This window comes from Aeromonas sp. R4-2 (genome assembly GCF_040908295.1).
Lineage (GTDB): Bacteria > Pseudomonadota > Gammaproteobacteria > Enterobacterales > Aeromonadaceae > Aeromonas > Aeromonas veronii.
Window position 1 is genome coordinate 214,435 of record NZ_JBFODL010000024.1, and the last position, 19,719, is coordinate 234,153.

At 60.3% G+C, this 19,719-nt stretch carries 16 protein-coding genes, 1 tRNA gene and 1 riboswitch; of the genes, 10 read left to right on the top strand and 7 right to left on the bottom strand.

Annotated elements, in window-relative coordinates; genetic code table 11:
* The first annotated feature begins 244 nt into the window (after window positions 1-244).
* A complete protein-coding gene (locus AB5Y99_RS19220; RefSeq protein ID WP_368210547.1) occupies window positions 245-2,287 on the top strand; it encodes a TonB-dependent receptor in 2,043 nt (680 codons plus the stop codon).
* Window positions 2,288-2,351: 64 nt separating this feature from the next.
* Window positions 2,352-2,975 carry a PepSY-associated TM helix domain-containing protein gene (locus tag AB5Y99_RS19225; protein ID WP_368210550.1) on the top strand — a complete coding sequence of 208 codons (624 nt, stop codon included), beginning with the start codon at window positions 2,352-2,354 and terminating at the stop codon, window positions 2,973-2,975.
* 238 nt (window positions 2,976-3,213) lie between these two features.
* On the opposite strand, the gene AB5Y99_RS19230 is transcribed toward AB5Y99_RS19225, so the two are convergent.
* Window positions 3,214-3,299, bottom strand: a tRNA-Leu gene (locus AB5Y99_RS19230).
* Window positions 3,300-3,442: 143 nt separating this feature from the next.
* Here AB5Y99_RS19230 and AB5Y99_RS19235 point away from each other — a divergent pair.
* Complete coding sequence (locus AB5Y99_RS19235) at window positions 3,443-3,976, top strand: RDD family protein (RefSeq protein ID WP_042053459.1); 534 nt, start codon at window positions 3,443-3,445, stop codon at window positions 3,974-3,976.
* Between the two features lie 74 nt (window positions 3,977-4,050).
* Here the strand turns inward: AB5Y99_RS19235 and lptG are convergent, their stop codons facing one another.
* Together lptG and lptF are read right to left on the bottom strand one after the other, a co-directional pair.
* A complete protein-coding gene (gene lptG, locus AB5Y99_RS19240; RefSeq protein ID WP_021231808.1) occupies window positions 4,051-5,121 on the bottom strand; it encodes an LPS export ABC transporter permease LptG in 1,071 nt (356 codons plus the stop codon).
* 25 nt (window positions 5,122-5,146) lie between these two features.
* Window positions 5,147-6,259: an LPS export ABC transporter permease LptF gene (gene lptF / locus AB5Y99_RS19245; protein WP_075115806.1), complete on the bottom strand. Its 1,113-nt coding sequence runs from the start codon at window positions 6,257-6,259 to the stop codon at window positions 5,147-5,149.
* A gap of 172 nt (window positions 6,260-6,431) precedes the next feature.
* Here lptF and pepA point away from each other — a divergent pair, with 172 nt between their 5' ends.
* From pepA to AB5Y99_RS19260, 3 genes are all read left to right on the top strand, one after another.
* Complete coding sequence (pepA, locus tag AB5Y99_RS19250) at window positions 6,432-7,940, top strand: leucyl aminopeptidase (protein ID WP_005336423.1); 1,509 nt, start codon at window positions 6,432-6,434, stop codon at window positions 7,938-7,940.
* 174 nt (window positions 7,941-8,114) lie between these two features.
* Entirely contained in the window at window positions 8,115-8,570 is a 456-nt protein-coding gene (locus AB5Y99_RS19255) for a DNA polymerase III subunit chi (RefSeq protein ID WP_005336425.1), read from the top strand.
* 64 nt (window positions 8,571-8,634) lie between these two features.
* The gene (locus AB5Y99_RS19260) at window positions 8,635-11,487 is read left to right on the top strand and encodes a valine--tRNA ligase (RefSeq protein ID WP_043821841.1); all 2,853 of its coding nucleotides are present in this window, start codon (window positions 8,635-8,637) and stop codon (window positions 11,485-11,487) included.
* Between the two features lie 67 nt (window positions 11,488-11,554).
* Here the strand turns inward: AB5Y99_RS19260 and AB5Y99_RS19265 are convergent, their stop codons facing one another.
* Entirely contained in the window at window positions 11,555-12,541 is a 987-nt protein-coding gene (locus AB5Y99_RS19265; protein WP_181269545.1) for a sodium:calcium antiporter, read from the bottom strand.
* Window positions 12,542-12,629: 88 nt separating this feature from the next.
* Window positions 12,630-12,736, bottom strand: a riboswitch (yybP-ykoY riboswitch).
* A gap of 172 nt (window positions 12,737-12,908) precedes the next feature.
* On the opposite strand from AB5Y99_RS19265, the gene AB5Y99_RS19270 reads away from it, so the two are divergent.
* The gene (locus tag AB5Y99_RS19270) at window positions 12,909-13,496 is read left to right on the top strand and encodes a superinfection exclusion B family protein (RefSeq protein WP_021231803.1); all 588 of its coding nucleotides are present in this window, start codon (window positions 12,909-12,911) and stop codon (window positions 13,494-13,496) included.
* Window positions 13,497-13,593: 97 nt separating this feature from the next.
* On the opposite strand, the gene AB5Y99_RS19275 is transcribed toward AB5Y99_RS19270, so the two are convergent.
* Together AB5Y99_RS19275 and AB5Y99_RS19280 are read right to left on the bottom strand one after the other, a co-directional pair.
* Window positions 13,594-14,454: a GyrI-like domain-containing protein gene (locus AB5Y99_RS19275; protein ID WP_181269605.1), complete on the bottom strand. Its 861-nt coding sequence runs from the start codon at window positions 14,452-14,454 to the stop codon at window positions 13,594-13,596.
* Between the two features lie 4 nt (window positions 14,455-14,458).
* A complete protein-coding gene (locus AB5Y99_RS19280) occupies window positions 14,459-14,956 on the bottom strand; it encodes a GNAT family N-acetyltransferase (protein WP_139478196.1) in 498 nt (165 codons plus the stop codon).
* Between the two features lie 161 nt (window positions 14,957-15,117).
* Here AB5Y99_RS19280 and AB5Y99_RS19285 point away from each other — a divergent pair, with 161 nt between their 5' ends.
* On the top strand, window positions 15,118-16,566 hold the full coding sequence (locus AB5Y99_RS19285; protein WP_005336438.1) for a catalase: 1,449 nt from the start codon (window positions 15,118-15,120) through the stop codon (window positions 16,564-16,566).
* 309 nt (window positions 16,567-16,875) lie between these two features.
* Here AB5Y99_RS19285 and AB5Y99_RS19290 read toward each other — a convergent pair whose 3' ends face one another.
* Entirely contained in the window at window positions 16,876-17,193 is a 318-nt protein-coding gene (locus tag AB5Y99_RS19290; RefSeq protein WP_216947524.1) for a YnjH family protein, read from the bottom strand.
* 223 nt (window positions 17,194-17,416) lie between these two features.
* On the opposite strand from AB5Y99_RS19290, the gene AB5Y99_RS19295 reads away from it, so the two are divergent.
* Both AB5Y99_RS19295 and AB5Y99_RS19300 read left to right on the top strand, forming a co-directional pair.
* Window positions 17,417-18,829 (top strand): hypothetical protein, encoded by a 1,413-nt coding sequence (locus AB5Y99_RS19295; RefSeq protein WP_368210555.1) that lies wholly within the window; start codon window positions 17,417-17,419, stop codon window positions 18,827-18,829.
* Between the two features lie 109 nt (window positions 18,830-18,938).
* Window positions 18,939-19,715, top strand: a complete 777-nt coding sequence (locus AB5Y99_RS19300) for an ABC transporter substrate-binding protein (RefSeq protein ID WP_043821827.1) — start codon at window positions 18,939-18,941, stop codon at window positions 19,713-19,715.
* Window positions 19,716-19,719 lie beyond the last annotated feature (4 nt).

Consider the following 19,719-nt stretch of genomic DNA (forward strand, 5'->3'; position numbering starts at 1 on the left):
CCCCTTTTTCTTCCTCTACGCCCTTTTTCCCTCGCTTCGTTCTAGCGGTTTGCTGCAATGACTCTGCTTTTCAGCCGAGCTCCCCCGACCGCAGAACCCGCCTCCAATACCCCTCTCCATTTTCACCTTGCCAGACAAATGAAAATCAATATCATTGACATCCCGCTTAAGCGGGTCAGGCTAATTATAATTAAATCAATATGTTCGAGCCGTCAGGTCGACATCCAAAGAGTCAATATTGAATATGCAGCACCCTCACTTTCGCAGAACGCTGGTCTCGCTGGCACTGCTGGGCACAGGCTTCACTGCCCAGGCCGCCGATGAAACCATGACAGTGGTTGGCAAACGATCCCAGCATCAGGAAGTTGCCACCGCAACCCGTACCAATACGCCAGCCAAGCTGGTGCCCCAGACCATCGACAGCGTCAAGGTCAGCGAGCTGACCGCCTTCGGCCAACCGACGCTGAGTGAAGCCCTGAGCGGCATTCCCGGGGTCAACGCCAGCGGTGACACCCGCTTCGATGGGGTCAATATCCGCGGCTTCAGCGCCAGCAACGACTTCTATCTCGACGGGTTCCGCGACGACATGCAGTACACCCGGGATCTCGGCAACATCGAGCGGGTGGAAGTGCTCAAGGGCCCGGCTGCCGTGCTCTACGGCCGTGGCAGCACGGGGGGCATCGTCAACCGGGTCAGCAAGAAGCCGCAAAAAGGGCAGGAGTCCAGCGTCACCGCCCGGGTCGGCAGCTTTGACAGCCAGCGGCTGGCCGCCGACCTCAATGGCGAGGCGAGTGAGCAGGTGCAGTTGCGCCTCAACATGGCGCAAGAGGACAAAGATAGCTTCCGCAACGGCGTGAAGAGCAAGCGCACCCTGCTGGCGCCTTCCGCCAACTGGGAGATCAGCGACAACCTAAACTGGCTGGTACAGTACGAGCGCAACGAACATGACCGCACCCCGGATCGCGGCATTCCCGGGGTCAATGGCCGTCCGGCCGATGTGCCGCGAGAGTATGTTTACAGCGATACCAGCCGCGACTTCATCGATGACGTGGCGCAATCCACCCGCTCCCGCCTCTCCTGGGATATCAACGATCAGTGGCAGTTGCGCCAGCAGCTCGGGTACTCCACCCTCGACAGCCAGTTTGACAACACCTATGTCACCAGCGTCAAAGGGGATCAGGTGACCCGCTCCCGCTGGCAGCAGGATCTGAAAGCGAAGAACCTGATTAGCAACACCGAGGCAGAAGGTCTGTTCCAGACCGGCCCGGTGGAACATCGCCTGCTGGTTGGCTTCGAGCAGAACTGGCAGGAGCGCACACCCAAGCTCTACCAGAACGCCACCGCCATCCCGTCTGGCAACCTCTACGATCCGGGCTCGCTGCCTACTTACAATGGGGCCATGAAGCTCTCCAGCGACGCCAAACACAAGGTGCGCGGCAATGGCCTCTATCTGCAGGATCAGCTCAGCCTGGGTGACTGGCATCTGGTGGGCGGGCTGCGCCGTGACGACTTCACTGTCACCAGTCGCCGCTACGACCTCAACAAGGAGGAGAGCGTCTCGGTCAACAGCCTGAGCCCGCGCCTCGGTCTGGTGTGGAACCCCCTCGAGGATCACGCCTTCTACACCTCCTACAGCAAGACCTTCACTCCGGTGGGCGGCGAGCTGATCGGCATCACCCCGGGTGACAAGAACAACGGGCTGGACCCCCAGCACACCCGCCTCTACGAAGGTGGTGTGAAGAGTGACTGGCTGAACGGCAAGCTGGCGACCACTCTCTCCCTCTATCGACTGGAGATGTACAACAAGCGCACCAAGGATCCGCTGGATCCCACCAAGGTGATCCTCACCGGCCTGCAGCGTACCGAAGGGGTCGAACTGAGCGCCCGCGCCGAGCTGACCGACGAGATCTATCTGCGTGGCGGCTTTGCCATTCAGGATGCCGAGCAGGTCAAGGCGGATGCGGATCTGCAGGGCAAGCGCCCGATGAACGTCTCCCGTCAGAATGGCCAGTTCTATCTCGGCTACAAGAGTGGCGAGCAGGGCTGGTTCGGCGAAACCGGCGTGACGGCAGTGGGCGATCGCTTTGCCGACAACGCCAACACCACCACTCTGCCCGGTTACGCTCGCTTCGATGCGCGCGCCGGTTATCGCTGGCAGCAGTGGGAAGCCGAGCTGAGCGCCGAAAACCTGACCGATCACGAGTACTTTGTCAGCGCCACCAGTGCCACCCAGATCATGCCGGGTACGCCCCGTCAGCTGAGTCTGACCGGTACCTACCGCTTCTGATCTCTGTGACAACCACCCCGACTGGCCAGCCCCTGCTGGCCAGTTTTCTTATGAAGCAACCACGATGAAACGCAGAAGAGTTCCCCTTCACAACAACAAATGGGTACGCCGCCTCCATGCCTGGGCCGGCTTTTTTACTCTCGCCCTGATGCTGATGTACGGCATCACCGGTCTCTGGCTGCAACACCGTGCCGTGTTGCCCATTCCCGGCCCCCACACCGACAAATCGAGTGAAGAGATAGTACTGGAGGCGCCACTCGCCAGCCAGGAGCAGCTGAAAAGCCTGCTGCAACAGCGCTATCCCGATACCTTTGCCGACGGGCGAACCATGATCACCCCGGCCCAGACCCTGCCCACCCCGAACGGCCCGCTCACCCTGCCCGCCAAGTGGGAGATGCGCGGCGTTACCCTCAGCCAGAGCGTGGCCGCCAGCTATGTTGAGGGTACCCTGCTGGTACGTACCGACCTGCAACTGGCCAACTTTGCCGCCAGCCTAAACCGGCTGCACCGCGGTATGGGCACCGGCCTCGGCTGGCAGCTGTTTGGCGATATCGCCGCCCTGGCCCTGCTGCTGCTCGCCCTCACCAGCCTGTTTATGTGGACCAAGCTGCACGGCACACCCAGAGCCATCATCACGCTGACGCTCGCTGGCACCCTCGGTACCCTGCTGTTTGCCCTGCTTGGATAGCGCGCAACCATGCTACTGCGTAGCAAGGAAATGAAAGAAAACCGCTATAGAAACAGACCGCTGGCAGTGATGACGTCAGCGGCTGTATCAAGGAAATGAAATAACGGAGAGCGGGAAAAGAGAAGGGATACCAAGAGGTAACGGGAAGTACTGCCTACTCAGCAGCAACGCACCAATGCGCAGTAACGCCAAAAAACAAAAGGCCATCATTGATGATGGCCTTTTGTCATGAATTTGATGGTGCCCGGGGTCGGACTCGAACCGACACGGTTATTCACCGGCGGATTTTGAATCCGCTGCGTCTACCGATTTCGCCACCCGGGCAACTGCGAGGGATTATACGAATGGCGCGATGCCATGCAAGGTGTTTTTCGATTGAACACTCCCGTTTGTTCATTTATTCAACGCCTTGCCGATGCGGGGCCAGTTACATAGAATGCCGCCATCATCATAATGGAATAAAAACGATGGCCAAGCCTAAAAAAGTCCAACAAAAATCCCCCTCTCCCGCCACTCAGCCATACCCGTCAGCGGGTCTGATGCGTCGCCTCGGCGCCCTCATCTATGATGCGCTGGTGGTGACTTCGCTGCTGATCATCGCTGGCTTCATCGGCATGGGGGTCGCCAAGCTGTTGCTGGTCACCGGCATGGCCAGCGTACCGGCGGGTGAAGATACCGTCTGGTTGCTGACCCGCCACCACCTGAGCCTGATCTACACCCTGTGGCTCGCCTTCGTCATCTGCGGTTTCTACACCTGGTTCTGGACCCGCGCTGGCCAGACCGTCGGCATGCGCGCCTGGCGGCTGCGCATTCAGAACGAGGATGGCAGCCACATCCGCGTTACCCAGGCGCTGATCCGTCTCGCTACCGCCGCCTTTGGTCTGGGCAACCTGATGTGCCTGTTCAACCGCCAGCGTCCGCGGGCGTTTCAGGATATCTGGGCCGAGTGCGAAGTGATTGTGCTGAGCAAGCAGGAAAATCTGGAATTGTTGAACAAGTAATCCCGGATCAATGCAGCAACGAAAGAGGGCACCAACAGGTGCCCTCTTTGCATTTCCTCATAACCTCGTGCGGATTACTGCTTGCGGCTGAGGATGTAGAAGGAGATACCGCCAAACAGCAGGCTGGGCGCGATAGCCGCCAGAATGGGCGGTACCGCATAGACCAGACTGATGGGGCCAAACACCCGATCACTCACATAGACGGCAAAGCCGGTCATGATCCCCATCAGCATCCGAGCCCCCATGCTCACCGAGCGTAGCGGGCCAAAGATGAAGGAGGAGGCCAGCAGGATCATCGCCACCACCGAGAGCGGTGACAGCAGTTTGCGCCACATCTCCAGCTTGTAGCGACCGGCATCCTGCTTGTTGGCATCGAGATAGCCGATGTAGTCGAGCAGACCGGAGACCGAGAGGTTCTCGGGGTCGATACTCACCACCCCCAGCTGCTTGGGCGTCAACTCTGAGCTCCACTCCATCTTGTCATGCTGCTCGCTGCGGATCTGCGCGGGATCGTCGAAGCGGGTAACCTGGGTCTGCTTGAGCAGCCAGTGGTGGCGCTCGAACACCCCCTCCTGCGCCTGCACCACGTCGATCAGCTTGCGCTCGGGGGTGAAGCGATAGAGGGTGATGCCGGTGAGGGCGCCATCGTTACGCACCCCGTTGATATTGACGAAGTTGTTGCCATCGCGAGCCCACACCCCGTAGGCGGAAACCGTCAGACGACCTTCGGAGAGCGCGCCCGCCTTGATGTCATCTGCCATCCGCTTGGCGATGGGGGCCACATACTCCCCCATCAGCCCCACCATGATCATCAGCGGGATCGCCGTCTTGAGCGCCGCCATCACGATACTGATCTTGGAGCGACCCGCCGCCTGCATCACCACCAGCTCGGAGCTGGTCGCCAGCTGACCCAGACCAATCAGGCCACCCAGCAGCGCGGCCAGCGGGAAGAAGAGCACCGCCTCCTTGGGCATGGAGAGCAGCACATAGTAGAGGGCGTTGATCATGTCGTAGTTGCCGTCACCGACCGACTTGAGCTGCTCCACATATTTGATGAGCGCCGCCAGACCAACCAGCGTGATTTCACACAGCAGGATCGACATAAAGATGACCCTACCGATATATCTATCGAGAATGCCAAACATCAGCAGAAGTTCCTATGTTGCAGCATCATGCTGATTTTCTGTTGAAATAGCGCCCTTTCACCCCGTTCCACCAGCTGGTGCCCTGCAGATTGAGGGGCAGGCCGATAAACAGCAGGTAACCGAGCGGCACCAGGAACATCCCCGGCCAGTAGGGCAGCCGACCGCTGTCGATGGCCGAACGGGCGGCGCTGAGCAGCAGGAAGTAGGAGAGATAGAGCATGATGGCCGGCAGCAGCTTGGCGTAGCGCCCCTGACGGGGATTGACCCGCGCCAGCGGTACCACCAGCAGGGTGAGCACCGGAATGGAGAGGGGCAGCGAGATACGCCACTGCAATTCCGCCATCATGGCGTTGTCCTGGGTACCGAACAGTTCCATGGTCGGCTTGGCCGCCGCCTTGCGGTTGGAACGCTCCATCTCTTGCTGGCGGATCACCAGACCATATTCGCGAAAATCGGAGATCTGGAACTGCTTGCCGGAGAAGTTACCCTCGTAGCGGGAGCCATCCATCAGGGTCAGCCACTGCAGGCCGTTCTCATCGACCGTCACCACCCCTTCGCTCGCCACCACCACCGAGGGAGGATTGTTCCCCTCCGCCCGCTGCAGCACGAAGATCTTTTGTAGTTTTGAACCGTTGTCGTTCAAATCCTGGATATAGGCAACCAGACGCCCCTTGTCGAGCTCCATAAAGCGGCCCGCCTGCAGGAAGGAGATACCCGGATCCGACTTGAACTCGTCGATCACCTGATACTCGCGCTCCTTGGCTTGCGGGGCGATCCAGCCGGTGTTGAACGCCGCGACCACCGCCGTCAGCAAGGCCAGCAACATGGCGCTGCGCATCACGAAACGGTGGCTGAAGCCGACCGCATGCATCACCGTCATCTCGCTTTCGGCGTAGAGGCGACCATGGGCAAACAAAATGGCTAAAAAGAGACTGATAGGCAGCATCAACAACGCCATATTGGGCAAGTTGAGCAGCAGCAGGGTGGAGACCAGACGTGTCGGCACCTCGCCATCGGCGGCATCACCGATGATCTTGATAAATTGTTGGCTGACAAAGATAAGCAGCAATACGAATAACACTGCCAGCTGGGTTTTCAGGGTTTCCCTGAACAAATATCGGAAAACGATCACAGTCATTCCCAAGTAAACTTGTGTTTTTAGTCGAATGCCTGAAAAATAGGGCCGTATATTGGATTTTTACCAGTTTGAACTGCGGAGCCTGTGGCTGTTCGCTCCGCCTCTGATACCCCAACAAGCACCGCATTATTCAATAAAAGGTGCCTTTTGTCTTTAGGATGTAGGAGATTCCATGGAGTTCAGTGTAAAGAGTGGCAGTCCAGAGAAGCAACGGAGCGCCTGCGTCGTAGTCGGCGTATTTGAGCCTCGTCGCCTCTCTCCGGTTGCCGAACAACTGGACAAGATCAGCGATGGCTATATCAGTTCGCTGCTGCGCCGTGGCGACCTGGAAGGGAAACCAGGCCAGATGCTGCTGCTGCATCAAGTACCGGGCGTGCTCAGCGAGCGCGTACTGCTGGTCGGATGCGGCAAGGAGCGGGAACTCGACGAACGCCAGTACAAGCAGATCATCAACAAGACCATCACCACCCTGAACGAAACCGGCTCCATGGAAGCGGTCTGCTTCCTCACTGAGCTGCACGTCAAGGGTCGGGATACCTATTGGAAGGTGCGCCAGGCGGTAGAAACCACCAAGGCGGGCCTCTACAGCTTCGATCAGTTCAAGACCAACAAGGCCGAGCCACGTCGCCCGCTGCGCAAGCTGGTATTCAACGTGCCGACGCGTCGGGAACTGACCATTGGTGAAAAAGCCATCGCTCACGGTCTGGCCGTGGCCAAGGGTGTGCGGGTCTGCCGCGACGTGGCGAACATGCCGCCCAACGTCTGCAACCCGGCCTATCTGGCCTCCCAGGCCCGTCGTCTGGCCGATGCCTACGACAACATCACCACCAAGGTGGTGGGCGAGCAGGAGATGGCCGAGCTCGGCATGAACTCCTATCTGGCGGTGGCTCGCGGCTCCGATAACGAAGCCATGATGGCCATCATCGAATACAAGGGTCATCCGGATGCCAAGCCCATCGTGCTGGTCGGCAAGGGTCTGACCTTCGACTCCGGCGGCATCTCCATCAAGCCGGCCGACGGCATGGACGAGATGAAGTACGACATGGGTGGCGCCGCCTCCGTGCTCGGTACCATGCATGCGCTGGCCCAGCTGCAACTGCCGATCAACGTCATCGGCGTGCTGGCTGGCTGCGAGAACATGCCGGGTGGCAACGCCTATCGTCCGGGTGACATCCTCACCTCCATGTCAGGCCAGACCATCGAAGTGCTCAACACCGATGCGGAAGGTCGTCTGGTGCTGTGTGATGCACTGACCTATGTGGACCGCTTCGATCCGGAAACCGTGATCGACGTGGCGACCCTGACCGGTGCCTGCGTCATCGCGCTGGGCCACCACACCTCGGGTCTGCTGGCCAACCACAACCCGCTGGCCCACGAGCTGCTCAACGCCTCCGAGCAGGCGGGAGATCGCGCCTGGCGTCTGCCGTTGTTCGACGAGTATCAGGAGCAGATCGACAGCCCGTTCGCCGACATGGCCAACATTGGTGGTCGTCCGGCCGGCACCATCACCGCGGCCGCCTTCCTGTCACGCTTCACCAAGAAGTACAACTGGGCCCACCTGGATATCGCCGGAACTGCCTGGAAAAGTGGCAAGGATAAAGGCTCTACCGGTCGTCCGGTGCCCCTGCTGACCCAGTTCCTGCTGAACCGGGCTGGCGTGGATATCGAAGAGAAAGAGTAACTCTCCGGCCCCTGCCGATGGCTACATCGGAAGGGTTGGCGTTACCCTGAACCACAAGGAAGAGGCCCGCCTCTTCCTTGTTTCATTCTTGAATCAGTGAGCTGCAGACGGGAAACGCCCCGTCAGCCTCATGAGGCGGTCAACAGTCCGTCACCGCAAAACGGGATCAACCTGATGAGCCAAGTGACCTTTTACCTGATGAGCGAACAGGATGACGCGCAGGCCTCTGCGGTCGAGCGACTGGCCTGCACTCTTGCAGCCGAGTCGTGGGGCGCGGGCCATATCTACCTGTTCTGCGACGATGAGGCTCAGGCTCTGCGCCTGGACGAGCTGTTGTGGCAACTGCCGCCGGAGCGCTTCGTGCCGCACCAGCTGCAAGGCGAAAGCGGCATGGCCCCGGTGGAGATCGGCTATCAGCCACCGAAACGGCGCTACGCCCGCCTCATCAATCTGGCCACTGCGACACCTTTGTTTGCAGGACACTTCGCTCAAGTGGTAGATTTTGTCCCCACTGACGAAACACAAAAGCAGCAAGCCCGCGAGCGCTACAAGCACTATCGCCAGGCAGGCCATACCCTCGAAATGAGGGATCAGCCCGTCCTTGCCGCACCGGATCCGGCGCAGCCCTGACTGCAACCAATTGATCCATAAAGAATCAACACCAGACTCCATCCATCCAGATTACGGCGAGACCATGGAAAAGACTTTTAATCACAACGCCATCGAACAGGCGCTCTATCAGCACTGGGAAGCCCAGGGTTACTTCAAGCCCCACGGCGACACCAGCAAAGACTCCTTCTGCATCATGATCCCGCCGCCGAACGTCACCGGCAGCCTGCACATGGGTCACGCCTTCCAGCAAACCCTGATGGATACCCTGATCCGCTACAACCGCATGCAGGGCAAAAACACCCTGTGGCAGGCAGGTACCGACCACGCCGGTATCGCCACCCAGATGGTGGTTGAGCGCAAGATCGCCGCAGAAGAGGGCAAGACTCGCCACGATTACGGCCGTGATGCCTTCATCGACAAGATTTGGCAGTGGAAGGAAGAGTCCGGTGGCACCATCACCCGCCAGATGCGCCGTCTGGGCGACTCCGTGGATTGGGAGCGCGAGCGCTTCACCATGGATGAGGGTCTCTCCGCCGCCGTGCAGGAAGTGTTTGTTCGTCTCTACGAAGATGGCCTGATGTACCGCGGCAAGCGTCTGGTGAACTGGGATCCGAAACTCAACACCGCCATCTCCGATCTGGAAGTGGAGAACCGCGAGATCAAGGGCCACATGTGGCACCTGCGCTATCCGCTGGCCAACGGCGCCAAGACCGCCGAAGGCAAGGATTACCTGATCGTCGCCACCACCCGTCCGGAGACCATGCTGGGCGATACCGCCGTGGCAGTGAACCCGGAAGACCCGCGCTACAAGGCACTGATCGGCCAGCACATTCTGCTGCCGCTGGTGAACCGTCTGATCCCCATCGTTGCCGACGAACACGCCGACATGGAGAAGGGCACCGGTTGCGTGAAGATCACCCCTGCCCACGACTTCAACGATAACGAAGTGGGCAAGCGCCACAGCCTGCCGATGATCAACATCTTCACTCTGGACGCCCACGTGCGTGCCGAGGCCGAAGTGGTCGATACCAACGGCAACCCGAGCACCGCCTATGACGCAACCCTGCCGGCCGAGTTCGCCGGTCTGGAGCGCTTCGCCGCCCGCAAGGCGATTCTGGCCAAGCTCGAAGAGCTGGGTCTGCTGGACGAGATCAAGGATCACATACTGCAACAGCCGTACGGCGATCGCGGTGGCGTGCCCATCGAGCCGATGCTGACCGACCAGTGGTACGTGCGCGTGGCTCCGATGGCCAAGACCGCCATCGAGGCGGTGGAAGATGGCCGTATCCAGTTCGTGCCGAAACAGTACGAAAACATGTACTTCTCCTGGATGCGCGACATTCAGGACTGGTGCGTCTCCCGTCAACTGTGGTGGGGTCACCGCATCCCGGCATGGTATGACGACGCAGGCAATGTCTACGTTGGCCGCAGCGAAGATGAAGTGCGCGCCAAGCACAGCATCCCGGCCGTAACCGTACTGCGTCAGGACGAAGACGTGCTCGACACCTGGTTCAGCTCCGCCCTGTGGACTTTCTCCACTCTGGGCTGGCCGAACAACACCGAGGCACTCAAGACCTTCCACCCGACCGACGTGCTGATGAGCGGCTTCGACATCATCTTCTTCTGGATTGCCCGGATGATCATGATGACCATGCACTTCATCAAGGACGAAAACGGCCAGCCGCAAGTCCCGTTCAAGACCGTCTACATCACCGGCCTTATCCGTGACGAAGAGGGCCAGAAGATGTCCAAGTCCAAGGGCAACGTGCTGGACCCCCTCGACATGATCGATGGCATCTCGCTGGAAGATCTGCTGGAGAAGCGCACCGGCAACATGATGCAGCCGCAGATGGCCGAGAAGATCGCCAAGCGTACCGCCAAGCAGTTCCCGGAAGGGATCGATGCCCACGGTACCGACGCCCTGCGCTTCACTCTGGCCGCGCTGGCCTCTACCGGTCGTGACATCAACTGGGACATGAAGCGCCTGGACGGCTACAACAACTTCTGCAACAAGCTGTGGAACGCCTCCCGCTATGTGCTGATGAACACCGAAGATCAGGATTGCGGTTTTGCCGGTGGCGAAATGCAGTTCAGCCTGGCGGATCGCTGGATCCAGTCCCAGCTACAAGTGGCCATCCGTGACTTCCGTACCGCCCTCGATACCTACCGCTTCGACATCGCGGCCGGTGTGTTGTACGAATTTATCTGGAACCAGTTCTGTGACTGGTATCTGGAGCTGACCAAGCCGGTGCTGACCAAGGGTTCCGAGGCCGAGCAGCGCGCTGCCCGCCATACCCTGGTGACTGTGCTGGAAACCCTGCTGCGTCTGGCGCACCCGATCATCCCGTTCATCACCGAGACCATCTGGAAATCGGTCGCGCCGCTGGCTGGCGTACACGCCGACACCATCATGATTCAGGCCTTCCCGGAGTTCGACGCCGCCAAGGTGGACGAAGCAGCGATGGCGGATCAGGAGTGGGTGAAGGAGTTCATCGTCAGCATCCGCAACATCCGCGCCGAGATGAACGTGGCACCGAGCGTGCCCCTCAACGTGCTGCTCCAGTGCGATGCCAAGGATGCCCAGCGCGCCGCCGACAACGAGGCCTTCCTCAAGTCGCTGGCCCGTCTGGAGTCTATCCGCGTACTGGCGGACGGTGAAACCGCCCCGCTGTCAGTGAAGAAGCTGATCGGCGCCACCGAGCTGATGATCCCGATGGCCGGTCTCATCGACAAGGATGCCGAACTGGCCCGTCTGGCCAAAGAGGTTGCCCGTCTGGTGGGCGAGTGCGGCCGTATCGAAGGCAAACTCGGCAACGAAGCCTTCGTCGCCAAGGCACCGGAAGCGGTCATCGCCAAAGAACGCGAGAAGCTGGAAGATTACCGTCTCCAGCTGACCAAGCTGGAAGCCCAGCAGGCCGAAATCGCCGCGCTGTAAGCACCGCCCCAACCGATACAACAAAGCCCCCTGCCAAGGGGGCTTTTTCATATCCGCGCTTCCCGTTTCAGCTCACCAGCAGCCAGCCGCAAAAACCGAGATAGAGCAAGCCCACCAGCGCCAACCGCCCGGCGGTCATCACTCCCTTTCTGAACCCCCACCAGAGCAACCCGACCGCCAGCAGCGTCACCAGCGAGGAGGCCATCATGGCGCCATCCAGCAGCCAGGGGGTGAAGAGCAGACAGAACGCCTTGGGGATGGTGCCCTGGATCATCATGGCCCCGGAGATATTGGCCAGCGCCAGCCGGTTCTTGCCCTGCCGCACCCAGATCAGCACGTTCATCAGCTCCGGCATCTCGGTCGCCACCGGACTCAGCAGCAGGGCCGCCAGCACCGGAGAGAGGCCAAACAGCTCGCCCATGCTCTCCAGCTGATGGACAAACAGCTGGGCCGCCAGCGCTACCACCACCAGCGCAGCCAACGTCTGCAGCAACACCTTGCCAAGGGGCGGGATCCCGGCATCGGGTGCCAATTTGAGGGGCTCCGGCAATTCGACTTCGTGGCTGTCACTCTGTTTCAGCTCGCGCCTTACATAGACGAGGTAGACCAGCAGGAAGAGCGGGGCCAGCCAGCTCTTGCCGGTGAAGGCGACCAGCCCCAGCGCGGTCGCCACCAGAAAGATGCCGATAAACCAGCGCTGATCCCGGCCAATCTCGCGCTGCACCTCGCCATCGATGGCCCGTTCGGTACGCCCCATGCAAAGCAGCAGGGTGAGGCCGACTGCCGCATAGCCGATGGTCGCCAACACCAGCGGCCCGCCAAGGGCGGCGCCAATGCCGATCTCCTGCTGGGCGGTTGTGTTGCCCATCAGCAGAGCGGTCAGGGTCACGATACACTCGGGTAGCGCCGTACCCAGTGCCGCCAGCAGCGAACCGGTGGCGCTTTGGGAGAGTTTGAAGTGGTGGCCGGTCCACTCGATGCCGTTGACGAAGTATTCGCAGGCAAGGTAGATGGTGACCGCAGAGACGAGAAATAACAGCAGGGTAATCAACATAATAGATACCGCCAGGCGAGCAGAATAACCGATGGACCCGACATGGCTCGCCCGGCTGGCGTGCATATCGAGGCCAAAGGTCTTGCAGAGCGATAGTGCCTATCGCCGCCCATGCCATGGATGCGAGGATCCAAGAGTGTTGACATGGGCCCGGCCCGGAATGCGGGCGGGTTGCTACTCCCCAATGACTGAGGAGACGTTTTAGCAACTCGACCACCGCCTCACAAGGCAAATTAATGACAACTCATTCAATAAGTTGTAAGGGAATGTAACCTCGCCAGTCCCTCCTCCCCACCGCTATTGCGCTGTTGGCACACCGATTGCTGTAGGTAGTTCACTATCCACAACAGTTTGGGAAGGATGAACAATGAAACGGTGGATCCAACATTTCTATCAACTGAACCGCCTCAATTGGCTGATGGTCTGGTTGTTGCTCTGCTGCAGCATCATTCTGTTGTTTCCGGCCGGGCTGATGAAAGGGGCCGTCAGCCAGTGGGCTGCGGATCATGCGGCCTGGCTGGGGATCGGCATGCTGATCGCCATCTCCTACTTCTGCAGTCAGGGCTTCCTGATCGCCTGGGAGTGGGCATGCGAAGAGTGGCAGGCGCGCCGTCAGCAGGACCAGCTGGCCCAGATGATCGGCTTCCTCGACTTCAACGAGAAGGCGGTGCTGCGCGAGTTCGTGCTGCAGCGTAAAAGCGTCATAAACTTGCCGATCACCGAGCCCGCCGTCAAAAACCTGATGGATGCCGGCGTCCTCACCTACGCCTACGGCAAGCCGACCCGGGAGAAGGATGACGAGAACCAGATCCGCGCCCTGATGATCGCCCTGCCCGCCCGACCGCTGCTCACCTACAAGGTGCTGGGGCTGTCGCGCGGCAAGATGAGCGACGAGCAGGTGGAACAGATCATGAACGCCCGTCCCAAGTTCGCCCAGAAGGGGTTCCAGCGCTAACCGCCGCCCTATCCGCCAGATGCAAAAGAGCCGGACACTGTCCGGCTCTCTCGTTTCTGCGCGACGTTCTGTACCATCCCTTCCGTCTTGCTGCGTCCTACCCCTTGAGGCTGGAGCAAAAGCTGACATCGTCCTGCACAGGATCATCGCTCATGCTGTGATAAAGCTCGAAGCAGGGACCATTGCCAAACTCCAGCCCGGCAGCAACGATGTCGCCGATATGCTCCTGCCAACGAGGGCCATACTGACTGCGGTCGGTAATAAGATAACGGGACTGGGCGTAACGACCGGCGGGAATAATCTGGATCTCGACCGCACCCATCCCCACCGTCCCCGCAGGCACCGTCACCCCGATGTCAGTGCGACACTGGGCTGGCGGAGTCACCTCGGGGTTATCGTGATAGATGAAGATCCACTCCCCACCTTCCAGACCGCGGGCGCTGGCCCACTGATGCAGCTGGCTGCAGACGGGGTCATACCCCTCGCCATAGGGGCCGGTGACACGCATATAGGCCAGAGTGCGGGCGTCCATCTCGATGGTTTTCATGGTATTGCTCCTTGCTGATGAGTGACCCTCAGCATAAGGATTAGGCTGCACAAGTGCGTGTCCATCCTTGCTCATCAAGTGTCCATTCTTGCTCTTGTCGCGGCGAAACTCTCCCGGCGTGCAACCATAGTAACGGCGAAATACCTTGGCAAACGCCTGAGAGCTGGCGAGCCCCGCCCCCAACGCAATGGCCGTGACACTGGCATCGGTATAGCAGAGCTGCCAAGCAGCCCGCTGGATGCGCAGACGACGACACATCTCCCCGGGCGTCTCCCCCGCCACAGCCGTAAACACCCGGTGAAAATGGTAGAAAGACAAGCAGGCACTGCTTGCCAGCGTTTCGATGGAGAGATCGGGGTTCTGCTCCAGCGCCCGGATCACCGGGCGCAATCTGGCCTGATAGTCGACCATGCCGTTAGCGACTGGCGCCCCCCGCGACTCTGGCCATATAGAGCGCATCCACATAACGCCCTTGGCGGAAGGCATAGTCACGGGCTCGCCCCTCCTCGGTAAAACCGAACTTGCGATAAAGCGCCTGTGCGGCCTCATTGTCGGTATAGACGGTCAGCTCAATCCGATGCAGGTTGAGCCAGTTATCGGCCAGATCCAGCGCCGCGGCCATCAGGGCAGAGCCCACCCCTTTGCCGGCCCAGTCATCCCGTACCCCCATACCGATACAGGCCACATGCTTGCGTCTCGGATTGGACTCAACCAGCAGCGAGAGCTGGCCTACCAGCAGGCCGTCGACCTCGGCGACCAGCGCCACCACACCACTCTGTTCCAACCGCTGTTGCCACAGCCCCAAGGTCGGAAAAGGCAGTTGCAAAGTGCCCGCCTGGGCATTGGGCATGGCATAGAGATCCCGCAAGGCGGGGGCATCGGCGGGTTCGGCATGACGGATAGTAATCTGCATATGAGGCTCCTTCTCGAAACCACCATCATGCAATATCCGGCGCGGTTACACATCCCCCAGCAACACCCATTTGTCTTGCCTATCAAAGGGCGAGGAAAGGCCCATTGGCCGAGCACGGCGCAGATCCGTAGGCTGACCCCAGATCAACAAGGAGAGAAGCCATGACTGACAAGACCCTGCACAGCGCCAACGGCGCCCCCGTCGTCGACAACAACAACAGCCTCACCGCCGGTCCGCGCGGCCCCATCCTGATGCAAGATATCTGGTTGATGGAGAAACTCGCCCACTTCGACCGCGAGCGCATTCCCGAGCGGGTGGTTCACGCTAAGGGCTCGGGCGCCTACGGCACCTTTACCGTGACCCACGACATCAGAGCGTTCAGCAAGGCCGATCTGTTCAGCGCCATCGGCAAGCAGACGCCTGTATTCCTGCGCTTCTCCACCGTGGCCGGTGAGAAGGGCGCCGCCGATGCCGAACGCGATGTGCGCGGCTTCGCCCTCAAGTTCTATACCGAACAGGGCAACTGGGATCTGGTGGGCAACAACACCCCGGTCTTTTTCATCCGCGATCCGCTGAAATTCCCTGACTTCATCCACACCCAGAAGCGGGATCCGCGCACCAACCTGCGCAGCGCCACCGCCGCCTGGGACTTCTGGTCACGCCATCCGGAATCCCTGCATCAGGTCACCATACTGTTCAGCGATCGCGGCATCCCCAAGAGCCTGCGGGAGATGAACGGCTACGGCAGCCACACCTTCAGCTTTATCAACGATGCCAACGAGCGCTTCTGGGTCAAGTTCCACTTCAAGACCGAGCAGGGCCACAGCTTCTACACCGATGAAGAGGCCGCTACCGCTGTCGGGCAAGATCGGGAGACCAGCCAAGCGGATCTGTTCAATGCCATCGAGCGGGGCGACTTCCCGCGCTGGAAGGTCTATGTGCAGGTGATGCCGGAGGCCGAAGCCCAGACTTACAACATCCATCCGTTCGACCTCACCAAGGTGTGGCCGCACAGCGACTACCCGCTGATCCCGGTGGGCGTGCTGGAGCTCAACCAGAACCCGGACAACTACTTCGCCCATGTGGAGCAGGCCGCCTTTACCCCGGCCAACGTGGTGCCCGGTATCGGCTTCTCGCCGGATCGCATGTTGCAAGGGCGGCTCTTCTCCTACGGGGACACCCAGCGCTATCGCCTTGGCGTCAACCACGGTCTGCTGCCGGTCAATGCCCCGCGCTGCCCGTTCCATCACGGTGCCCATCGTGACGGTGCCATGCGGGCAGACAGCAATGGCGGCGCCAGCCCCAACTATCAGCCGAACCGTTTCGGTACCCAGCAGCCGAGCGAACAGCACGAACCGGCGCTGAGTCTGGAAGGGGCCGCCCTGCACTACGACTTCCGTGACTACGACAGCGACTACTACAGCCAGCCGGGCAACCTGTTCCGCATCATGGACGAGGGACAGCGTTCGCGGCTCGCCGCCAACCTGGCCCGCTCCCTTATCAATGTGGAGGATGACGCCATCGTCGCGGCCCAGCTCAAACACTTCGAACAGGCCGACCCCGAGTACGCCAAACGGGTCGAACTGGCACTGGCCGCCTTGCAGCGCTAAGCCGCAAGCAGGCAACATCTGCAAAAACAAAACGGGGGCCTGATGGCCCCCGTTCTCGTGATATTGACGGTGAGAAATAGAAAACGGAGCCCGAGGCTCCGTTTTTCAATGCAGTATCAATCCCTTACGGAACGCGCTTCGCGCTCTTCCCGCTCCCTTGCCAACAAGCGTTTGTACCACCAGCTACTGCGACGACGTTGTGCATTGGAAGAGCGACGAGCCATTTCTTAGGTTCCAGCCAAGAGAAGAAAGGAGCTGCATTATGCGACAGGGATCACGTCCATGTCTTTAGCTGGATCAAGAAAAGCCTCACTGACCCACGGAAATCGTCTTCTGAGCTTTCGCACCACGGGTGGCAGGCAACACCACCGCAGGAGAGCGCCAGGCCAACGGGCCATTGCTCTCGAGGTCGTTCTGCGGGCCGCACTCCAGCCAGATATCTCCCTGCAGAATGCGGGCCCCTTCGGAATATTTCTGATCCGCAAACCAGCAGACCCGCTCGGGCAATGAGCCCAGCGGCAACACCAGCTCGGGACTGGCAGACTCGCCCACCACAGTGGTTTTGGACGCAGCCAGAGCGGGGGTAAGACAGAGGGATGCCAGCAGGCAGAGCAGTACATTTTTCATGAGAGGGATCCTGTTTCGATGGGGGGCACTCTCGAAGAATCGACCAGCCCCGTGGTTTACTTGACTGACAATCATACTGCCTGCTGGCATTGTGGAACCAATATGGTAGCCTGCCAGCGCCTGCGGGCAGTCTCTCGCTGCCACGCGCAAACTTCCGGTGAATTTGTCACGTCCTGACAAAACATAACCTTATTTATCAAATCGTTATTTGGATATTATCCCAATGCGTATTATGCCGTTGCTTCAGGCGGCCTGCCTGAGCCTGATGTTGTCCGCCTGCGTTGCCCCATTGCTGATGATGAGCCCCACCAGCCAGCTGATGTGGGCCCTGCTCAAGCCGCTGGTCGGCTTTGACCCGAACGAGGTCAATCTGTTCGAACAACCCCTGATCAAGGATCGGATGACCGCCATCCTTGGCCCCAACTACGACAGCACCATGCAGTTGCTCAAGACTGCCGACAAGTTACAGCAGGAGGGGCCGCTTTTCTATGTGGTCTCCGAGTATGCGCCGGTGCCGGATATCGCCAAGCAAGCGGGGATGGTGTGGAACTCGCAAACCAACCAGATGTCGGTATTGCTGCAAAAAGGGGATGGCACCACCCTGACCTTCGGCGAAAATCTGGCAGGCACGGCACCGACCTGGCCAACCGCCATGCAGGGCTGGCAGACCCCCACCAGCCAGCTCACCCCGGCGGCCAATGCCCTGACCGGCGCAGCGACCAATCAGAGTGGCGCCTCCCCCTTCTCCCTTGGCAGCGCGCTGGGCACAGTGACCCGCGGCGTCGCCGGCTCGCTGACCAACAGCGCAAGTCAGGCCATCAGCGGCACAGCCGCCAACGCCACAGGGCAGGCCACCCAAACAGTGAGCCAAAGCGCGACCGCACTTACCCGCACAGCAACCACCGCAGTCACTGCACCCGCCAAACAGGCGGTGAGCAGCTCCACCGCAGTCACTGCACCCGCCAAACAGGCGGTGAGCAGCTCCACCGCCACCGTGACGCAAGAGGCCACCAAAGCCCTTGTCACACCGGCCAAACAGGCTGTCAGCAGCGCCGCTGCGACCGTAACCCAAGAAGCCACCAAGGCCGTTGCCGCTCCTGCCAAGCAAGCCGTCAGCAGCGCTGCTGCGACCGCAACGCAAGAAGCTACCAAGGCCGTTGCCGCTCCGGCCAAACAGGCAGTCAGCAGCGCCGCTGCAACCGCAACGCAAGAAGCCACCAAGGCTGTTGCCGCGCCTGCCAAACAAACTGTCAGCAGCTCAGCTACTACCGTGACGCAGGAGGCCACTAAGGCTGTTGCCGTTCCTGCCAAACAAACTGTCAGCAGTGTCGCTACGACCGTAACGCAGGAAGCCACCAAAGCTGTTGCCGTTCCTGCCAAACAGGCGGTCAGCAGCGCCGCTGCGACCGCGACCCAAGAAGCCACCAAGGCCGTTACTGCTCCGGCCAAACAGACCGTCAGTAGCGCCGTAGCCACCGTGACGCAAGAAGCGACCAAGGCCGTGGCAGCACCCGCCCAGCAGGCCGTCAGTGCCGCATCCCATACGGCCGGAGATAGCATTGCCGATGCCGCGAGAGCGGCGGAAGCCAAGGCTCGCGCCAAGGCAGAGGCAGAGATGGAAGCCCTGCTCAAATAAACCGACAGGCCACCGCAAGGTGGCCTGTTTTTTATCCCGCTACCGGATCATGACGTTATGGAAAAGGCCACATAGACTGTTAGGTAACTACCCGCACAAGGAGTGCATCATGCGTCGTCTGCTCCCTGCTCTCGCTTCTCTCGCCCTGTTTATCGCGCTCCCGGCTCCGGCACTTATCTACTATTCGGAACAGAACATGCCGCTCAATGGCCAGGATAAAAATGGTCAGCCTGTGGGGTTGGCAGTCGAGTTGCTGCGCCTGATGTGGCGTGAAATGGGAGAGCCGGAGCAACCCATCCACTTTCTGCCCTGGGCCCGCGGCTGGTATCTGCTGACCCAGCAGCAAGAGGCCGTGCTCTTTACCACCGCCCATACCAAAGAGCGGGATCCCCACTTCCTCTGGGTCTGCCCCATCAGCCACTCCAGGGTCGCGCTGGTCGGCCGCAAGCAGGATGCCCCCAAAGTGGCCAGCAAAGCGGATCTCGCCAAGCTGCAGATCGGCGTGATGCAGGCGGATGTCGGGGAGCAGTTGCTGCTCAATCGCGGGATCAGCCCGGGCAATATGATGTCGGTGGAGCGGATGGAGCAGGTGGTGCGCCAGCTCATCATGGCGCGCACCGATCTGGTGGCGGGCAACGAGGTGATGTTGCGCCATCAGGCCAAGGAGCTGGGTTTCCCCAGCGAGGATTTTGTCACCGTCGCGATTCTTGAAGAGCAGGACAACTGCTTCGCCTTCAACCTGAGGGCAGACAAGCAGCAGGTTGCCCGCCTGCAACAGGCGCTGGACAAGGTCAGACAGGGGGATGAATACAAGCAGCTGGTGAAGCGCTACCAGTTGCTCAGTATCCTGCCCGAAACCAATCCCCCCATCCCGCGCCTCGAGTAACCCC